This is a genomic window from Staphylococcus sp. GDY8P94P (assembly GCF_017892255.1).
Lineage (GTDB): Bacteria > Bacillota > Bacilli > Staphylococcales > Staphylococcaceae > Staphylococcus > Staphylococcus cohnii.
Genome location: NZ_JAESKU010000001.1, coordinates 650,406 through 669,774, shown reverse-complemented (window position 1 = coordinate 669,774; position 19,369 = coordinate 650,406). Strand labels below are relative to the sequence as shown.

General features: G+C 34.4%; 19 protein-coding genes. 17 read left to right on the top strand and 2 right to left on the bottom strand.

Going from position 1 to position 19,369, the window contains the following annotated elements; all coding sequences use genetic code 11:
- Positions 1 to 478 precede the first annotated feature (478 nt).
- Complete coding sequence (gene pdxR / locus KA926_RS03340; protein WP_210143610.1) at positions 479 to 1,855, bottom strand: MocR-like pyridoxine biosynthesis transcription factor PdxR; 1,377 nt, start codon at positions 1,853 to 1,855, stop codon at positions 479 to 481.
- A 97-nt stretch (positions 1,856 to 1,952) separates the two neighbouring features.
- Between pdxR and pdxS the strand changes: the two genes are divergently transcribed.
- Both pdxS and pdxT read left to right on the top strand, forming a co-directional pair.
- On the top strand, positions 1,953 to 2,840 hold the full coding sequence (gene pdxS / locus KA926_RS03335) for a pyridoxal 5'-phosphate synthase lyase subunit PdxS (RefSeq protein WP_019468591.1): 888 nt from the start codon (positions 1,953 to 1,955) through the stop codon (positions 2,838 to 2,840).
- Position 2,841: 1 nt separating this feature from the next.
- Positions 2,842 to 3,417, top strand: coding sequence for a pyridoxal 5'-phosphate synthase glutaminase subunit PdxT (gene pdxT / locus KA926_RS03330; RefSeq protein WP_119517583.1), 576 nt, complete (start codon positions 2,842 to 2,844; stop codon positions 3,415 to 3,417).
- Positions 3,418 to 3,485: 68 nt separating this feature from the next.
- On the opposite strand, the gene KA926_RS03325 is transcribed toward pdxT, so the two are convergent.
- Complete coding sequence (locus KA926_RS03325; protein ID WP_119517582.1) at positions 3,486 to 4,700, bottom strand: NupC/NupG family nucleoside CNT transporter; 1,215 nt, start codon at positions 4,698 to 4,700, stop codon at positions 3,486 to 3,488.
- Positions 4,701 to 4,856: 156 nt separating this feature from the next.
- Between KA926_RS03325 and KA926_RS03320 the strand changes: the two genes are divergently transcribed.
- The 15 genes from KA926_RS03320 (at position 4,857) to secE (ending at position 19,357) form a co-directional block, all read left to right on the top strand.
- Positions 4,857 to 5,318 carry a CtsR family transcriptional regulator gene (locus tag KA926_RS03320; RefSeq protein WP_019468588.1) on the top strand — a complete coding sequence of 154 codons (462 nt, stop codon included), beginning with the start codon at positions 4,857 to 4,859 and terminating at the stop codon, positions 5,316 to 5,318.
- A 24-nt stretch (positions 5,319 to 5,342) separates the two neighbouring features.
- Complete coding sequence (locus tag KA926_RS03315; RefSeq protein ID WP_019468587.1) at positions 5,343 to 5,894, top strand: UvrB/UvrC motif-containing protein; 552 nt, start codon at positions 5,343 to 5,345, stop codon at positions 5,892 to 5,894.
- Positions 5,887 to 6,897 (top strand): protein arginine kinase, encoded by a 1,011-nt coding sequence (locus KA926_RS03310; protein ID WP_019468586.1) that lies wholly within the window; start codon positions 5,887 to 5,889, stop codon positions 6,895 to 6,897. The genes KA926_RS03315 and KA926_RS03310 overlap by 8 nt, the downstream gene beginning before the upstream one ends.
- An 11-nt stretch (positions 6,898 to 6,908) precedes the next feature.
- Positions 6,909 to 9,371, top strand: a complete 2,463-nt coding sequence (locus KA926_RS03305) for an ATP-dependent Clp protease ATP-binding subunit (RefSeq protein ID WP_119517581.1) — start codon at positions 6,909 to 6,911, stop codon at positions 9,369 to 9,371.
- Between the two features lie 347 nt (positions 9,372 to 9,718).
- Positions 9,719 to 11,089 (top strand): DNA repair protein RadA, encoded by a 1,371-nt coding sequence (gene radA, locus KA926_RS03300; RefSeq protein ID WP_107384976.1) that lies wholly within the window; start codon positions 9,719 to 9,721, stop codon positions 11,087 to 11,089.
- 74 nt (positions 11,090 to 11,163) lie between these two features.
- The gene (locus KA926_RS03295; protein ID WP_119535529.1) at positions 11,164 to 12,252 is read left to right on the top strand and encodes a PIN/TRAM domain-containing protein; all 1,089 of its coding nucleotides are present in this window, start codon (positions 11,164 to 11,166) and stop codon (positions 12,250 to 12,252) included.
- A gap of 409 nt (positions 12,253 to 12,661) precedes the next feature.
- Positions 12,662 to 14,116: a glutamate--tRNA ligase gene (gene gltX / locus KA926_RS03290; RefSeq protein WP_210143609.1), complete on the top strand. Its 1,455-nt coding sequence runs from the start codon at positions 12,662 to 12,664 to the stop codon at positions 14,114 to 14,116.
- A 322-nt stretch (positions 14,117 to 14,438) separates the two neighbouring features.
- Positions 14,439 to 15,080, top strand: coding sequence for a serine O-acetyltransferase (cysE, locus tag KA926_RS03285; RefSeq protein WP_037539884.1), 642 nt, complete (start codon positions 14,439 to 14,441; stop codon positions 15,078 to 15,080).
- Positions 15,064 to 16,464: a cysteine--tRNA ligase gene (cysS, locus tag KA926_RS03280; protein WP_210143608.1), complete on the top strand. Its 1,401-nt coding sequence runs from the start codon at positions 15,064 to 15,066 to the stop codon at positions 16,462 to 16,464. Before cysE ends, cysS begins: the two co-directional genes overlap by 17 nt.
- A 1-nt stretch (position 16,465) precedes the next feature.
- Entirely contained in the window at positions 16,466 to 16,852 is a 387-nt protein-coding gene (locus KA926_RS03275) for a Mini-ribonuclease 3 (protein WP_037539882.1), read from the top strand.
- A gap of 7 nt (positions 16,853 to 16,859) precedes the next feature.
- A complete protein-coding gene (rlmB, locus tag KA926_RS03270; RefSeq protein ID WP_210143607.1) occupies positions 16,860 to 17,609 on the top strand; it encodes a 23S rRNA (guanosine(2251)-2'-O)-methyltransferase RlmB in 750 nt (249 codons plus the stop codon).
- Positions 17,606 to 18,130 (top strand): NYN domain-containing protein, encoded by a 525-nt coding sequence (locus tag KA926_RS03265; RefSeq protein ID WP_019468577.1) that lies wholly within the window; start codon positions 17,606 to 17,608, stop codon positions 18,128 to 18,130. Before rlmB ends, KA926_RS03265 begins: the two co-directional genes overlap by 4 nt.
- 72 nt (positions 18,131 to 18,202) lie before the next feature.
- Entirely contained in the window at positions 18,203 to 18,784 is a 582-nt protein-coding gene (locus KA926_RS03260) for a sigma-70 family RNA polymerase sigma factor (RefSeq protein WP_210143606.1), read from the top strand.
- A gap of 122 nt (positions 18,785 to 18,906) precedes the next feature.
- Positions 18,907 to 19,050 (top strand): 50S ribosomal protein L33, encoded by a 144-nt coding sequence (gene rpmG, locus KA926_RS03255; protein ID WP_071560108.1) that lies wholly within the window; start codon positions 18,907 to 18,909, stop codon positions 19,048 to 19,050.
- Positions 19,051 to 19,177: 127 nt separating this feature from the next.
- Positions 19,178 to 19,357 (top strand): preprotein translocase subunit SecE, encoded by a 180-nt coding sequence (secE, locus tag KA926_RS03250; RefSeq protein WP_019468575.1) that lies wholly within the window; start codon positions 19,178 to 19,180, stop codon positions 19,355 to 19,357.
- Positions 19,358 to 19,369 lie beyond the last annotated feature (12 nt).

Sequence of the window (19,369 nt, the reverse complement as noted above, 5' to 3'; positions counted from 1 at the left end):
AGGACGTTGCCAGGCAATTAAATAGGATGCGATGAGCCGAGACCGAGAGGTCTCTTTTTTTGTATTAAAAGGAGCTTAACTTCCAGTTCGAAGAACTGCAAACTGACAAAAGAAAGCGCTTGAAGCTGACGAAGTGAGCGAAAGACGAAACGAGCTTACAAGTGGTAAGTGAGTGAGGAAAGCGTGAAACTGAGAAAAGATGCGAGCGCTTGTCTAAAGTCAGGAAAGATCCTTAGCGCCGAAGGTAGCTGACTTACGTTCCGCAAGAGTAGGACGTTGCCAGGCAATTAAATAGGATGCGATGAGCCGAGACCGAGAGGTCTCTTTTTTTGTATTAAAAGGAGCTTAACTTCCAGTTCGAAGAACTGTAACATTGAGTTGATACACATGCATAAGTACCACTAGCTCAATAAATTGAGAGTGGTACTTTACTATTCTGAAATTTTAGCCAGTAGGAAATCTAGCAAAGAAATTCATACTAGACCGTTAATGATTTAATCAGTGCGTCTGTATGTGCTTTGAGTTGTGATATTGGGATGCCACCGAAGCCTAGTATGAATTTAACTGTGCTTTGCTCACTATCATATTTATTAAAGGGTATTATTTTTAAATCATTTGCCTTTGCACGTTCTAAGCATTGCTTCATAGTCAAATGATTTTTAACAGTGAGTGTAAAATGCATACCCGCTAAAGCACCATCTATTGTTAATTGTGATTGATAGGGAGCTAATGCATTTAAAATTGTTGTTAATTTATGACGATATACATTTCTCATTTTATTGAGATGTCTTTCAAAACTACCTGATTTCATGAAGTGTGAAACTATTTTTTGTGTATGCGCAGGTACTGTATTTCCTTCTTTGTTTTCTAACTTGTCATATTTTGATAGTAAATTATTTGGTAAAACTAAATATGCAATTCGACAGCTTGGAAATAAAGATTTGGAAAAGGTACTAATATATATTACTTTGTCTTTAGTATCAAGACTTTGTAAAGCAGGAATGGGTTTGCCGAAGTAGCGAAATTCAGAATCATAATCATCTTCAATGATATATCTATCAGTGCTTTGTTGTGCCCAAGTGATAAGTTGGGTTCTTTTTTTTAAACTCATGACATAACCTGTTGGAAATTGGTGCGATGGCGTGACATATGCGATATTATTATTTGATTTCTGAAAGCAATCTATTTCTATTCCTGTACTATTTACTGGTACTTGAAGATAAGCAATTTGCTTTTTATCTAATACTTGCTTAATAGGTGGGTAGCTAGGATTTTCTATTAAAAACCGACCATCATTTAAAATGTCAGTTAAAAGGTTTATAAGCTGCTCTGTTGAAGATCCAATGATAATTTGTTCAGGTCGGCAGTTAACGCCACGGCTATTAAATAAGTAATGCGAAATTTCTTGTCTTAATGAAATTTCGCCCTTTAAATTAGCATGTTGTAGTAAATCAATTTCTTCATCTTCAAATGCATCTTTTGCATATTTTCTAAATTGTTTCATAGGAAAATATTCAGCATCAATTTCAGATAAATTAAATGCTAATGAATGGTCTGACTGTACTGCATCATGATTATTTTTTGAGTGATTATGAATATAGAATTGATCTGGTTTTCTTGTGACAATTGGAAGCGTTTCTATATCTGAAACAAAATAACCCGAACGCGGTTTAGAATAAATATACCCTTCATCTAATAATAGCTGATATGCATGTTCTATTGTTGTGTTACTTACAGATAAATGTTGTCCTAACACACGTTTAGACGGAAATTTATCTTCAGACTTATATTGTCCTTCAATAATTTGTTGTTTTAAATTTTCGTATAAATTGATATAAAGATGATTTTTAGACAATAAACTGACCCCCTAAATTATTTCAAAAGTGTATCTTTTTAAATACCAGTTTATCTTTTAAAATGAATTTAATCAACTAAGTAAAGGGGTAAATAAAATGTCTAAATTTACTGGATCAGAAAGAGTTAAAAGAGGAATGGCTGAAATGCAAAAGGGCGGCGTTATTATGGACGTTGTCAATGCTGAACAAGCGAAGATTGCAGAAGAGGCAGGAGCAGTTGCTGTAATGGCATTAGAACGTGTTCCTTCAGATATTAGAGCGGCTGGTGGCGTTGCTAGAATGGCCAATCCTAAAATCGTTGAAGAAGTAATGAATGCTGTTTCTATACCTGTAATGGCAAAAGGACGTATTGGTCATATAACAGAAGCACGTGTACTAGAAGCAATGGGTGTTGACTATATTGATGAATCAGAAGTTTTAACGCCTGCTGATGAAGAGTTCCACTTACGCAAAGATACTTTTACAGTACCATTTGTTTGTGGTTGTCGTAATTTAGGTGAAGCAGCGCGTCGTATAGGCGAAGGAGCGGCAATGCTACGTACAAAAGGCGAACCTGGTACTGGTAATATTGTTGAAGCTGTCAGACATATTAGACAAGTTAATGCTGAAGTAAGCCGTATAACAGTAATGAATGATGATGAAATTATGACGGAAGCTAAAAATATAGGCGCACCTTTTGATGTATTAAAATCAATTAAAGAAAATGGCAAGTTGCCAGTTGTGAATTTTGCAGCGGGTGGTGTAGCAACACCACAAGATGCTGCTTTGATGATGGAATTAGGTGCAGATGGCGTATTTGTTGGTTCTGGTATTTTTAAATCAGAAGATCCTGAAAAATTTGCAAAAGCAATTGTACAGGCTACGACACATTATCAAGATTACGAATTGATTGGTAGATTAGCTAAAGAGTTGGGAACAGCAATGAAAGGTTTAGACATTAATGATTTATCACTAGAAGAACGTATGCAAGAGCGTGGTTGGTAATATGAAAATAGGTGTTTTAGCTTTACAGGGTGCTGTGAGAGAACATTTGAAGCATATTGAATTAAGTGGCCACGAAGGTATTGCCATTAAACATGTGGAACAATTAGACGAAATTGATGGTCTTATACTACCAGGTGGTGAATCGACAACGTTACGCCGTTTAATGAATTTATATGGGTTTAAAGAAGCATTACAACAATCTAAATTACCTATGTTCGGGACTTGTGCAGGTCTTATAGTTATGGCAAAGGATATTGTTGGAGAAGAAGGATATCTCAATAAATTAGATATTACGGTTCAACGAAATTCGTTTGGAAGACAAGTGGATAGTTTTGAAAGTCATTTAAATATTACTAGTATAGCAGAAGATATAGAAGGTGTGTTTATCAGGGCACCACATATTGTAGAAGTACATGGGAATGCTACGATATTGAGCACAGTTAGTGAGAAAATTGTAGCAGTTCAAGAAGGCCGTTATTTAGGTGTATCTTTCCATCCAGAATTAACAGAAGATTATCGCGTAACGCAATATTTCATTGAACATATTGTAACACCTACGACAATTGAGAAAGTTTAATACAGCGCAAGAAAAAAACAGGTCAATTCCAAAATGGATGGACCTGTTTTTTTCTTTTGTCAATTTAATTAGATAAAGAAACCTGCGATTGCTGCAGAAATAAATGATACAAGTGTTGCACCAAATAAAAGTTTCAAACCAAAGCGCGCTACCATATCACCTTTTTCATTGTTAAGTGATTTGATTGCGCCGGAAATAATACCAATAGAACTAAAGTTAGCAAAAGAAACAACAAATACGGAGATTACACCTTTAGCGTGGTCACTGATATTTTTAACTTCATTTAAACTTTGCATAGCGACAAATTCATTAGATAGTAATTTTGTTGCCATAATCGAGCCAGCTTGAACAGCATCGTCCCAAGGTACTCCAATTAAAAATGCTAATGGTGCAAATATAAATCCAATCAAAGTTTGGAAATCCCATGTAATACTTCCACCAGAAATTGCAGTGAAAATTGCACTCACAACACCGTTTAACAAAGCGATAATTGCTATATAACCGATAAGCATCGCACCTACAATTACAGCAACTTTAAACCCATCTAAAATATATTCCCCTAACATTTCGAAGAAGGATTGTTTTTCTGTTTCACTTTCTTCAACAATTAATTTATCTTCTTTTGCATCTACCTTATATGGATTGATAATAGAAGCAATGATAAACCCACCAAATAAGTTTAATACTACAGCTGTAACTACATATCTGGGTTCAATTAATGTGAAATAAGCCCCTATAATAGAAGCCGATACTGTAGACATCGCGGAAGCAGTTAATGTATAAAGACGTTGTTTAGGGATAAGTGCTAATTCTTTTTTGAGTGAAATGAAAACTTCTGATTGTCCCAAAATTGCCGCTGCCACCGCATTATATGATTCCAAGCGACCCATTCCGTTTACTTTAGAAATAGCTAAACCTAAATAATTAATAATGAACGGTAATATTTTTGTGTATTGTAAGATACCAATTAATGCTGAAATAAAAACGATTGGTAATAATACATTGAAGAAGAACGGTGGATTTTCAGGATCTACAAATTCAAATCCACCAAATACAAAATTGACACCTTCAGCAGCTTTAGCTAATAAATAATTAAAGCCATCTGAAATGCCACCAATGACCGTAATACCAAATTTTGTTTTTAATAATATAAACGCAAATACAAGTTGTATTACAAGTAATAAGCCGATGTATTGCCAGCGAATATTTTTTCTGTCAGAACTAAAGAGGAAAGCTAACCCAAGAAACACAGCTATACCAATTAAACCGATAATAATATGCATAATAATTCATCCCTTTAAATTTTTTCTTAATTCCTATAATACAATAAACAAGCGCTTACTTACATCTAAAAACGAAAAAATTTAAAACATATTGGTTGAAAAAGGTCAAAGTTGGTCATATAATATAGTCAAAGAAGGTCAAAAGAGGTGATAATCATGCATAACATGTCCGACATCATAGAACAGTACATTAAAAAATTATTTGAAGACACCAATGAAGACGTTGTTGAAATTCAACGTGCCAATATTGCACAGCGATTTGACTGTGTGCCTTCTCAACTAAACTATGTGATCAAAACACGTTTTACAAATGAACATGGTTATGAAATAGAAAGTAAAAGAGGTGGCGGTGGTTATATTCGAATCACTAAAATTGAAAACAAAGATGAAACAGGTTATATTAATCATTTACTTCAACTCATCGGACCATCTATTTCACAACAGCAAGCATATTACATCATAGATGGTTTGTTAGATAAAGCTTATATTAGTGAACGCGAAGCAAAAATGATTTACGCTGTAATCGATAGAGAAACTTTGAAAATGGATGTATTATCAAGAGATATTATACGTGCTAATATAGTGAAACGAATATTACATGTAATAAATTATTATTAAAGAAATTAAGAGAGGTGTTTAGTCGTGCTGTGCGAAAATTGTCATTTAAATGAAGCAGAGGTAAAGTTAGCAGTTAAAGGACAAGACGGTGTACATGAAAAATGGGTTTGTGCTACATGCGCGCAAGGCGGTAACCCGTGGACTCAAAACCAACAAATGCAGTCACAAGATGACATTGAAGGTGCGTTTGTTGTAAAACAAATATTACAACATTTAGCAGCGAAACACGGTATTGATTTCGATGAAATTGCATTTAAAGAAGAGAAGAGATGTCCTACTTGTCAAATGACATTAAAAGATATTGCGCATGTTGGTAAATTTGGTTGTGCAGACTGCTACGCAACTTTTAAAGATGACATTGTCGATATTGTACGACGTGTACAAGGTGGTCAAATCGAACACACTGGAAAAACACCGCGCTCTTCACATAGAAAGTTAGCTTTAAAAAAACAAATAGAAGAGAAAACGTCTTATTTAAATCAGTTGATTGAAGAACAAAATTTTGAAGAAGCTGCAGTTGTTAGAGATGAAATTAAAGCATTGAAAGAAGACAGCGAGGTGAAACATGATGAGTAAAAATGATATCAGCACTCACATTAGTGAGTGGATGAGAGACGAAGCAGAAAGTCCAATCGTAATGTCTTCGAGATTGCGTTTGGCCAGAAATTTAGAAAATCATGTACACCCTTTGATGTTTGCATCAGAACAAGATGGAAATAGAGTGATAAATGAAGTTCAAGATGCGCTTCCTAACATGTTTATACAGAGATTAGACACGATGGATCAACAGAGCAAATATAAACTTGTAGCGAAACATCTTATAAGTCCCGAGTTAATAAAGAGACCTGCTGCTGCAGTACTTTTAAATGAAGATGAATCTTTAAGCATTATGGTTAATGAAGAAGATCATATACGAATTCAAGCCATGGGTAATGATTTATCATTACAAACATTATACGAAAGAGCCTCTGCATTGGATGACACACTAGACAGTGAATTAGATGTGAGTTTTGATGAAACACTTGGTTATTTAACTACCTGTCCGACGAATATTGGTACTGGTATGAGAGCAAGCGTAATGTTACATTTACCTGGACTTACGATTATGAAGCGGATGAATAGAATCGCTCAAACGATAAATCGTTTTGGATTCACGATAAGAGGTATCTATGGTGAAGGTTCTCAAGTATACGGTCACATTTATCAAATTTCCAATCAACTGACACTTGGAAAAACAGAAGAAGAAATTATTGAAAGTTTAACTGAAGTAGTACAACAAATTATTAATGAAGAGATGCAAATTCGCGAACGACTAAGCAAGCATAATAAAATTGAAACTTTAGATAGAGTATATCGTTCGTTAGGTATCTTAAAATATAGTAGACTAATATCTATGGAAGAAGCATCATTTAGATTAAGTGAAGTAAAATTAGGTATAGACTTAGACTATATTGATTTAGAAGACTTCAAATTTAATGAGTTGATGGTTGCAATTCAATCGCCATTCTTATTAGATGATGAAGATGATAGAACAGTTAACGAAAAAAGAGCAGATATATTAAGAGAACATATAAATTAGGAGGTCATGCTATGTTATTTGGTAGACTGACAGAACGTGCACAACGTGTATTGGCACATGCTCAAGAAGAAGCAATTCGCTTAAATCATTCAAATATAGGAACAGAACATTTACTTTTAGGTTTAATGAAAGAACCAGAAGGTATTGCAGCAAAAGTGTTGGAATCTTTTGATATTACTGAAGAAAAAGTAGTAACAGAAGTTGAAAAATTAATTGGCCACGGTCAAGAACAAATGGGTGCGTTACATTACACACCTCGTGCTAAAAAAGTTATTGAGTTATCAATGGATGAAGCAAGAAAATTACACCATAACTTCGTCGGCACAGAGCATATATTACTCGGCTTAATTAGAGAAAATGAAGGCGTGGCTGCACGTGTTTTTGCTAATTTAGACTTAAACATTACTAAAGCACGCGCTCAAGTAGTGAAAGCTTTAGGAAGTCCTGAAATGAGTAATAAAAATGCACAGGCAAATAAATCCAATAATACGCCAACGTTAGATAGCCTTGCACGTGATTTAACAGTAATTGCTAATGATGGCACACTAGATCCTGTCATTGGCAGAGATAAAGAAATCACGCGTGTGATTGAAGTATTGAGCAGACGTACTAAGAACAACCCAGTATTAATTGGGGAACCAGGTGTCGGTAAAACAGCAATTGCTGAAGGTTTAGCACTTGCAATTGTTAATAATGAAGTACCTGAAACACTTAAAGGTAAACGTGTGATGTCATTAGATATGGGAACAGTCGTTGCTGGTACGAAATATCGTGGTGAATTTGAAGAACGCTTGAAAAAAGTTATGGAAGAAATTCACCAAGCAGGTAACGTCATTCTTTTCATTGATGAGCTACACACATTAGTAGGTGCTGGTGGTGCAGAAGGTGCTATCGATGCATCAAATATCTTAAAACCAGCATTGGCACGTGGCGAACTACAATGTATCGGTGCGACTACACTAGATGAATACCGTAAAAATATTGAAAAAGATGCAGCGTTAGAACGTCGTTTCCAACCTGTTCAAGTAGATGAACCAACTGTTGAAGATACAATTGAAATCTTAAAAGGTTTACGTGATCGTTATGAAGCACATCATCGCATTAACATTTCTGATGAAGCTTTAGAATCAGCAGCGAAATTAAGTCATCGCTATGTATCTGATCGTTTCTTACCAGATAAAGCCATCGACTTAATTGATGAAGCAAGTTCAAAAGTAAGACTAAAAAGCCATACAACACCACCAAACTTAAAAGAGTTGGAACAAGAAATTGAACAAGTGAAAAATGAAAAAGATGCAGCTGTACATGCACAAGAATTTGAAAATGCAGCTAATTTACGTGATAAACAAACTAAATTAGAAAAACAATACGAAGAAGCAAACAATAATTGGAAAAATAGCCAAAACGGCGCGAACACATCCTTATCTGAAGAAGATATTGGTGAAGTTATCGCTGGTTGGACTGGCATTCCATTAACAAAAATTAATGAAACAGAATCTGATCGCTTGCTTAACTTGGAAGATACGTTGCATGAACGTGTTATTGGTCAAAAAGAAGCAGTGACATCAATCAGTAAAGCAGTGAGACGTGCAAGAGCTGGATTAAAAGATCCTAAAAGACCAATTGGTAGCTTTATCTTCTTAGGCCCTACAGGTGTCGGTAAAACAGAATTAGCACGTGCATTAGCAGAAACAATGTTTGGTGAAGATGATGCAATGATTCGTGTAGACATGAGTGAGTTCATGGAAAAACATGCTGTCAGCCGTTTAGTAGGAGCGCCTCCAGGCTATGTTGGTCATGATGATGGCGGTCAATTAACTGAAAAAGTAAGACGTAAACCATATTCAGTTATATTATTTGATGAAATCGAAAAAGCGCACCCTGATGTATTTAATATCTTGTTACAAGTATTAGATGACGGACATCTAACAGATACAAAAGGTCGTCAAGTAGACTTCCGTAATACTGTGATTATTATGACATCTAACGTTGGTGCCCAAGAATTACAAGATCAACGTTTTGCAGGATTTGGCGGCGCATCTGAAGGACAAGATTATGAATCAATCCGTAAGACAATGATGAAAGAATTGAAAAATGCTTTCCGTCCAGAATTCTTAAACCGTGTAGATGACATCATTGTATTCCACAAACTTTCTCAAGATGAATTGAAAGAAATTGTGACAATGATGGTAAATAAACTTACAGATCGTTTATCAGAACAAGATATCGACATTATCGTGTCTGATGCAGCTAAAGAACGCATCGCTAAAGAAGGATATGACCCAGAGTATGGTGCTAGACCACTGATTCGAGAAATTCAAAAAACAATTGAAGATAACTTGAGTGAGTTAATCTTAGATGGTAACCAAATCGAAGGTAAAAATGTCTATATCGATCATGACGGTAAAGAATATAAATATGATATTAAAGATAGAACAGAAGATAAAAAAGAAAAAGAAACTTCTGAATCATAAAATTAGATAAATATAGGTAATAGTGCCAACGCGTTTCCCAAGTATTTATATATAGCTTGAGAAACGCTTTTTTTATTAAGCAAATGTGATACAGTATGATGAAGAAATATGATGTTAACTTGTATCTAATTTGAATATCAAGAAAGTATATCTTTTTGATGGTGCTATAGACATAATAGTGTTATTTTAAAAAAATAGATTTTTGCAATATATTCATTTGTATATTACAATATAAAGCTATTTATTTAGCATATAAAATATCAAAATAAATCATTTGTAAATAAAATTTGTTTTTACATAAACATAGGTATAAAATAGATTTGTTCAATAAAGATGGAGGTGCAGTTTTGGCCAAAAAGAAAGTGGTTTTTGAATGTATGGCATGTGGTTACCAGTCGCCTAAATGGATGGGGAAATGTCCTAACTGTGGTGGATGGAATCAAATGGAAGAAATAATAGAACAGAAAACGACAAGCCCAAAACATGGTGTACGTAGTCGCGAAAATACTGCCAAAGTACAGAAGTTAAATGATATTAAGCATGAGACAACACCACGTATTAAAACGAATTCAGCAGAATTTAATCGAGTGCTTGGTGGCGGGGTTGTAAATGGTTCGCTTGTATTAATTGGTGGCGATCCAGGTATCGGTAAATCAACACTATTGTTACAAATATGTGCTGCATTATCACAAGATAAAAATGTTTTATATATAACTGGTGAAGAATCATTAAACCAAACAAAATTAAGAGCGGATCGATTAGATGAAGACTCAAGTAATTTAAATGTATTTGCAGAAACAGATTTAGAAGTGATACATGAGACAGTTAAACAATTGAAGCCTGATTTGCTTGTTGTAGATTCTATACAGACCATTTTCCACCCTGAAATCAGCTCTGCGCCCGGTTCGGTATCTCAGGTGAGGGAGAGTACACAGAGCTTGATGAATATAGCTAAACAACTAAATATTGCCACTTTTATTGTTGGTCATGTAACGAAAGAAGGTCAGATTGCAGGGCCTCGTCTGTTAGAACATATGGTAGATACGGTACTTTATTTTGAAGGTGATGAGCATCATGCTTATCGTATTTTAAGAGCGGTGAAAAACCGTTTTGGCTCTACGAATGAAATGGGTATTTTTGAAATGAAGCAGAGTGGATTAAAAGGTGTTAAAAACCCTTCAGAAATGTTTTTAGAAGAGCGTTCTACGAATGTTCCAGGTTCAACAATCGTGTCTACGATGGAAGGTACAAGACCATTATTAATTGAAGTTCAAGCCTTAGTAACACCAACAACCTTTAATAACCCTAGACGTATGGCTACAGGAATAGATCACAATCGTTTAAGTTTGTTGATGGCTGTATTAGAGAAAAAAGAGAATTATTTACTGCAACAACAAGATGCTTATATTAAAGTAGCTGGTGGCGTAAGATTAACAGAACCTGCTGTCGATTTAGGAATCATTGTTGCTACAGCCTCAAGTTTTAAAGATTTAACTGTAGATGGATTAGATTGTTTTATTGGTGAGGTTGGTTTAACCGGAGAAGTGAGACGTGTTTCTCGCATTGAACAACGTGTACAAGAAGCGGAAAAACTAGGTTTTAAACGCATTATTATTCCTGAATCTAATATTGGGGGCTGGGAATTTCCTAGCAATATCAAAGTCATTGGTGTGACAAATGTGCACGAGGCATTAAAATATGCCTTAACAAAACATTAATCAACAACATATATTTAAATGATTACATGGCTCATGTAATCAAAATAGCTTTCATGCGAAAGGAGCGTTAGCATTTGAACATGATAAGACTCATTGTAATCTTGTGCTATATTATATTGGGTGCAAGTTTAGGCGTGTATCTTATTCCAGAAATTATTGCAGATGCTGGTTTGAGTCATTTCATGCTACTTACAAATAATTATTTCAATGGGCTATTAGGGATTATACTATTTTTTGTAATCTTTGGATGGTTTATTAAAAAGGTAACTTTAGCAATGAAAGATCTAGAACAAATGATTATGCGTCAAAGTGCGATAGAAATATTGTTTGCCACAATTGGACTCATTATAGGGTTGCTTATTTCCGTAATGATATCATTTATTTTCCAAATTATTGGCAACAATGTGTTAAATCATTTTGTACCAATCATTGTTACAATCATATTGGGATATTTAGGTTTTCAATTTGGTTTACGTAAGCGTGATGAAATGCTTTTGTTTTTGCCAGAAAACATGACGCGTTCTATGGCTATGAACACACGTAATGCGATGCCAAAAGTGATTGATACGAGTGCAATTATAGATGGACGTATTCTAGATGTTTTAGAATGTGGTTTTGTAGATGGAGAAATCCTAATTCCGCAAGGTGTGATTAATGAACTGCAAGTCATTGCAGATGCGAACGATAGTGTGAAGAGAGAAAAAGGGCAAAGAGGCTTAGACATGCTAAATGCATTACATGATGCACAACACCCTACACGTATCATACAACCTACAAAATCACACAGTGATATAGATGCAATGTTAATTAAACTAGCGCTCCATTATAGAGCTCAAATTATAACTACAGATTTTAATTTAAATAAAGTTTGTCATATACAGGGGATTCAAGTACTAAATGTCAATGATTTATCAGAAGCCATTAAGCCAACGGTTCATCAAGGTGATCGACTTAACTTATTGTTAACTAAGATGGGCAAAGAAGCCGGACAAGCAGTGGGTTACTTAGAGGATGGTACAATGGTTGTCGTAGATAATGCTAAAAAACATATTGGTGAACACGTTGATTTAGAAGTTGTCAGTTTATTACAAACATCTTCTGGACGCATTATTTTTGCGAAAAAATATATTGAAATTGAAGTGAAGGTTTCATTTGAAATGTAGCAACAACAGTTACAGTTTCACATGAAACCTTTTTTAGCGTAAAACACTAAATAGAGAAGATGTAAAAGAATTCTTATATAAACAGTTAAATTTAAGCGCGGTAATATCATAATCAGCTTTAAAGTGCTACAATAGATAGCGAAATTGTATTACTATATTTAGAATTATACTGTTGAATTTAAAAACAAAGAAATGTTTGATTTTAATATAGTAATGCTTTAAAAAATGATGAGCTATGATATTATAAGTAAGCGAACAAGCAATATACTTTAAATGCTGAAACATTATTTTTTAATATGAACTTCATTGGAGTCGTGTTGACATAAGCGTTGTGTATTTTATGGGTAAACACAGTTAAGATGAAAAAAATAAAATTAAATCGTAAAAATTTTAAACAGGAGTGAACATAATGAGTAATCGTGTAAGAGTTAGATATGCACCAAGTCCAACAGGTTATTTGCATATTGGTAATGCAAGAACTGCATTATTTAACTATTTATTTGCTAAACATTATGATGGAGATTTTGTAATACGTATAGAAGATACGGATAGCAAACGTAATTTAGAAGACGGAGAATCATCACAATTCGATAACCTAAAATGGTTAGGCATTGATTGGGACGAATCAGTAGATAAGGATAAAGGCTATGGTCCTTACCGTCAGTCAGAACGCGCTGAAATATATAATCCACTTATCCAACAATTATTAGATGAAGATAAAGCATATAAATGTTATATGACAGAAGAAGAGTTAGAAACAGAACGTGAACAACAAATTGCGCGTGGTGAAATGCCACGTTATGGCGGTAAACATGCACATTTAACTGAAGAAGAACGCCAACAATTTGAAGCGGAAGGACGTAAACCATCTATTCGTTTTCGTGTTCCAAAAGATACAACTTATAAATTCGATGATATGGTTAAAGGTGAAATTTCATTTGACTCAAACAATATGGGAGATTGGGTGATTGTTAAAAAAGACGGTATACCAACATATAACTTTGCCGTAGCTGTTGATGATCATTACATGGAAATTTCAGACGTTATACGTGGTGACGACCATATCTCTAATACACCAAAACAATTAATGATTTATGACACATTTGGTTGGGAACCACCAAGATTTGCACATATGTCACTGATTGTAAATGAAGAACGCAAAAAATTAAGTAAACGTGATGGCCAAATACTTCAATTTATTGAACAGTATAGAGATTTAGGCTACTTACCCGAGGCATTATTTAACTTTATTACGTTGTTAGGTTGGTCTCCTGAAGGTGAAGATGAAATCTATTCTAAAGAAGAGTTCATCAAAATCTTCGACGAAAAACGTTTATCTAAATCACCTGCATTTTTTGATAAACAAAAATTAGCTTGGATTAACAACCAATATATGAAGCAAAAAGATACTGAAACAGTATTTGAACTTGCTTTCCCACATTTAGTTAAAGCGGAATTATTACCTGAAAACCCTTCTGAAGAAGATAAAGCATGGGGTCGTAAACTTATTGCACTTTATCAGAAAGAAATGAGTTATGCTGGCGAAATTGTTCCGTTATCTGAAATTTTCTTCAGAGATGAACAAACATTAGGTGTAGATGAACAAGAAGTTATTGATGGTGAACAAGTTCCTGAACTCATGAACCATTTATATGGCAAATTAGAAGCTTTAGAACCTTTTGAAGCTGCTGAAATTAAAAAAACAATTAAAGAAGTTCAAAAAGAAACAGGCATCAAAGGTAAACAATTGTTTATGCCAATACGTGTAGCTGTAACTGGACAAATGCATGGACCAGAGCTACCAAATACAATTGAAGTTTTAGGTAAAGACAAAGTGTTGAACCGCTTAAAAAAATACGTTTAATGCATAGTGTGAATAAAAAGGCTTAAAGGTATAACACTTGAAAAATTACAATTTACCAACTATTATAATATGTGAATTGGCTAAAGGATTAGTATGCAATGGTATGTGTCAAGAGAGTGTGCGGTCGCTGTGAGCACAACACAAACATTGTTGAATGCACCTTTAGTTTGAAGAATTAAATAATGTAAATGAGTCAATATAAGTTGTATTACTACGTGATTGAGGAATCAGCTTATTAAAAAGAGTGGAACCGTGCAAAGCACCTCTAACAATATGATGTTGGAGGTGCTTTTTTAATAAGGAGGTCGCAACCTTGTTTGAAATTTTGAAAAGAATCAAAGATGATGTAAATATGGTGTTTGAGCAAGACCCAGCAGCACGTACGACATTAGAAGTGGTTACATCTTATGCCGGAGTACATGCAGTGTGGAGTCATTTAATTGCACATGCTTTATATAAAAAGAAAAAATATGTATTAGCAAGATTGATTTCTCAAATTACACGCTTCTTTACAGGGATAGAAATACATCCAGGCGCTCAAATTGGCAAGCGTTTATTTATTGATCACGGTATGGGCGTAGTGATAGGTGAAACATGTAGGATTGGTGATAATGTCACAATTTATCAAGGCGTTACTTTAGGTGGAACAGGTAAAGAAAAAGGAAAGCGTCATCCTGATATTGGAGACAATGTACTAATTGCAGCTGGAGCAAAAGTACTTGGTAATATTAAAATTAATTCAAACGTTAATATTGGCGCGAATTCCGTAGTGTTGAACTCGGTACCTAGCTATTCTACAGTAGTCGGCATACCAGGACATATCGTAAAACAAGACGGAAGAAGAATCGGTAAAACATTTGATCATCGTAATTTACCTGACCCTATTTATGAGCAATTAAAACAATTAGAGAAACAACTTGAGAAAACAAGAAATGGAGAGATTCAAGATGATTACATTATATAATACACTTACACGTCAAAAAGAAACGTTTAAGTCAATAGAACCAGGTAAGGTTAAGATGTATGTTTGTGGACCAACTGTATATAATTACATTCATATTGGGAACGCAAGACCTGCAATTAACTATGATGTTGTTAGAAGATATCTTGAGTACCAAGGCTATGAAGTGATTTATGTTTCAAATTTTACAGACGTAGATGATAAATTAATAAAACGCTCCAAAGAATTAAATGAGCCAGTAAATACAATAGCTAACCGCTATATCGATGCATTTTATGAAGATGTGGGCGCATTAAATGTCAAAAAAGCGACTTCAAATCCAAGAGTCATGAATCATATGGACGATATTATTAAGTTTATAGAAGAACTTATAGAAGAAGGATACGCTTATGAAAGTGGTGGCGACGTTTATTTCAGAACACGTAAATTTGAAGATTATGGTAAATTAAGCCATCAATCGCTGAATGATTTAAAAGTAGGTGCACGTATTGAGCAAGGGGAACAAAAAGAAGATGCACTCGATTTTACATTATGGAAACAGGCGAAACCAGATGAAATTAGTTGGGATAGTCCATTTGGCAAAGGTAGACCAGGCTGGCATATTGAATGTTCAGTGATGGCTTATCACGAGCTAGGTGCAACAATTGATATTCATGCGGGTGGTACAGACTTACAATTTCCACACCATGAAAATGAAATTGCTCAATCAGAAGCACATAACCATGCGCCATTCGCAAATTATTGGATGCATAATGGTTTCATCAACATTGATAATGAAAAAATGAGTAAGTCATTGGGCAATTTTGTCTTAGTGCATGACATTATTAAAGAAATCGATCCAGATGTCTTACGCTTTTTCATGATTAGTGTACATTATAGAAGCCCGATTAACTATAACATGGAGCTTGTTGGGGCAGCTAAAAGTGGATTAGAACGTATTCGTAATAGTTATCAATCCCTTGAAGAGCGAGAAGCAATTGCAACTAATATTGAAGCGCAAGACCAATATATTGATGAAATCAATCAAATATTAGATCAGTTTGAAACAGTCATGAATGATGATTTCAATACTGCTAATGCCATCACAGCTTGGTATGATTTATCAAAACTAGCGAATAAATATGTCTTGGAAAATACGACATCTACCAAAGTGATTGCACGCTTTAAAGAAGTTTATCAAATATTCAGTGATGTTTTAGGTGTTCCTTTAAAAGCATCAAACAGTGATGAATTATTAGACGAAGATATCGAAGCGCTCATTGAAGAACGAAATCATGCGCGAAAAAATAAAGATTTCGCACGTGCAGACGAAATTCGTGACCAGTTAAAAGAACAAAATATTATTTTAGAAGATACGCCACAAGGTGTGAGATTCAAACGTGGGTAACATGAATAATAAGTTATTAAATCCATTAACTTTAGCATATATGGGTGACGCCGTTTTAGATCAATTTGTAAGAGAATACATTATATTGAAGTTAAAAGCGAAACCCAATCGTCTACATCAAGAGGCTAAGCGTTATGTTTCTGCAAAAAGTCAGGCACAATCACTTGAGTACTTATTTGAAAATAACTGGTTTACAGATGAAGAATTAGATATCGTGCGTCGAGGCAGAAATGCTAAGAGTTATACTAAGGCCAAAAACACAGATATTCAAACCTATCGAAAAAGTTCAGGTTTAGAAGCAATCCTAGGGTTTTTATATCTAGAAAAAAATCAAGAACGACTCACCTCGTTACTTGAATGCATTGTAAAAAATGTAGATGAAAGGTAGTGAGACTTTGGAAGAGATTGTAATCGTAGGTCGTCATGCCGTAAAAGAAGCGATTGTTTCTGGGCATACAATTAATAAGGTTTTAATTCAGGATACAGTAAAAAAAGGACAAATCAATGATATTTTAAAAAAGGCAAATAGTAACAAAATCATTGTACAAGCAGTGCCAAAATCGAAATTAGATGGTTTGTCTGATGCGCCTCACCAAGGTGTCGCTGCATACATTGCACCATACGAATATGCAGATTTTGATGCGTTTTTAGCACAACAAAAAGATAACGAAAAATTATCTACTGTTCTAATTTTGGATGGCTTAGAAGATCCTCATAATTTAGGATCGATTTTAAGAACTGCGGACGCTTCAGGTGTGGATGGCATCATTATTCCTAAAAGGCGGTCGGTTGCACTCACACAGACAGTTGCAAAAGCATCTACAGGTGCGATTGAACATGTACCTGTCATGCGTGTTACAAACTTAGCGAATACTATTGAAGCATTAAAAGATCATGGTTACTGGGTAGTTGGTACTGAAGCGGAAAATTCAACGGATTATCGTGAAATGGATGCCGGTATGCCATTAGCAATCGTTATCGGAAGTGAAGGGCAAGGTATGAGCCGACTTACAAAAGATAAATGCGACTTTTATATAAATATTCCGATGGTAGGGCATGTAAATAGTTTGAATGCCTCTGTTGCGGCAAGTTTAATGATGTATGAAGTCTACCGTAAACGTAATCAGATTGGAGAAAAACCATGAAGGATCGTTTCTTGATTATTGACGGTTATAATATGATTGGTCAATCACAAGATTTAAGTCAAATAGCCCAAGAAAATTTGGAAGAAGCACGTGATCAGCTACTAACTGCGATTGCAAATTATAATGCAGTCATAGCTGATGAGGTGGTTTGTGTGTTTGACGCTTACGAACAATCGGGCATGTCGTCAGAATATATGTATCATGGTGTGAAGATTGTATTTACTAAAGAAAAAGAAACAGCAGATAGTTTTATAGAAAAATATGTGTATGATTTATATGACAAACATACAAGACACATCACAGTGGTAACAAGTGATATGAGTGAACAACATGCCATATTTGGTGCGGGTGCTTATCGTATCTCTTCAAGAGAGATGTGGAGAGACTTGAGAGAAAATGAAGTTTCGGTTTCAAAAAAGCTTGAAGGGTTCAATGAGCAGAAGCCACGGACGCGTATAGAGCTGTCCAATGAAATTTTGGAAGAATTTGAAAAAATCAGAAGGGGTAACAATCATAAATAAGAAGATTGTCCCCTTGCTTTTTTTACAGAGTACTTTGTATGCTAACTTTAACCTAATGAAAGGATTTAAAGTATGCTACAAAGAACAAACCATCAAGAACCAACATCAGTCTCAAAAAGCAAATGGCAAGATATTCATTTCTTAATCGATTTACTAGAGAAATTACAACCACATATATTGAAATGTTTGAATCATTTTTCAATACATCCAGATGACAAAGAAGATCTACAACAAGAAATACTTTTTAAATTATTCAAAGCGTTAAGACAATTTGATTTTTCTAAAGAAATCCCATTGGTACATTATGTAAATCGCACTATCAAAAATGCCAAAAATGATTATATAAGAAAAAAATTAGCAGATTTAAGACGGCAAAGATTGTTAGAAAACGAAATGTTAATTTGTGTCCAAATGTTAAGGCAAGCCCGACAAACGGATGAAATTATTTTAAGAAAAGAAACACTGACGATGCTGCATCAAAGAATTGAAAAATTAACAGAGTTAGAGCAAGGCATTATAAATTATATTTTAAAAGACTATAAACCATCTGAAATTGCCTGCATTTTAAATCTAAATGTTAAAATAGTTTACAATACGATACATAGATGTAAACTTAAATTGAAGCGTGCATTTAACCCAAAGCGTCCGAATTAAAATCAGTGATTGATAGGTATTAATTGATTTTTGGGTTAATAGAAAGCAATGGTGGAAGATTGACAATTGACAGAGATGTTATGTATAGTAGATTGGTATTATAATGAGTAAGGTGAAGTAAAATGAAAAAAGTGCCATTAAGCTGTGAAACGTGTGGAAATAGAAATTATAATGTTCCTAAGCAAAGTAACCTTACATCAAGATTGACATTGAAGAAGTATTGTCCAAGATGTAACGCACATACAGTTCATAAAGAAGCAAAATAATGTCGGTATATTAGATTAAGTAATTGAGTAAATATAACCTTCCAATTTAGTTGTGAGTATTGTATTTGCTTAATTTGTCGTATGTATAAGCAAATGAGAAAATCGAATTAATACGGAGGTATTGCTAATGGCTAAAAAAGAAAATTTCTTTCAAGGCGTAAAGTCAGAAATGGAAAAGACAAGTTGGCCAACGAAAGAAGAATTATTTAAATATACTGTAATCGTTGTGGCAACGGTAGTATTTTTCTTAGCCTTCTTCTATGTCTTAGATTTAGGTATTGGTAGAGTTATAGAGTTAATTAAATAGATAGGAGTGACG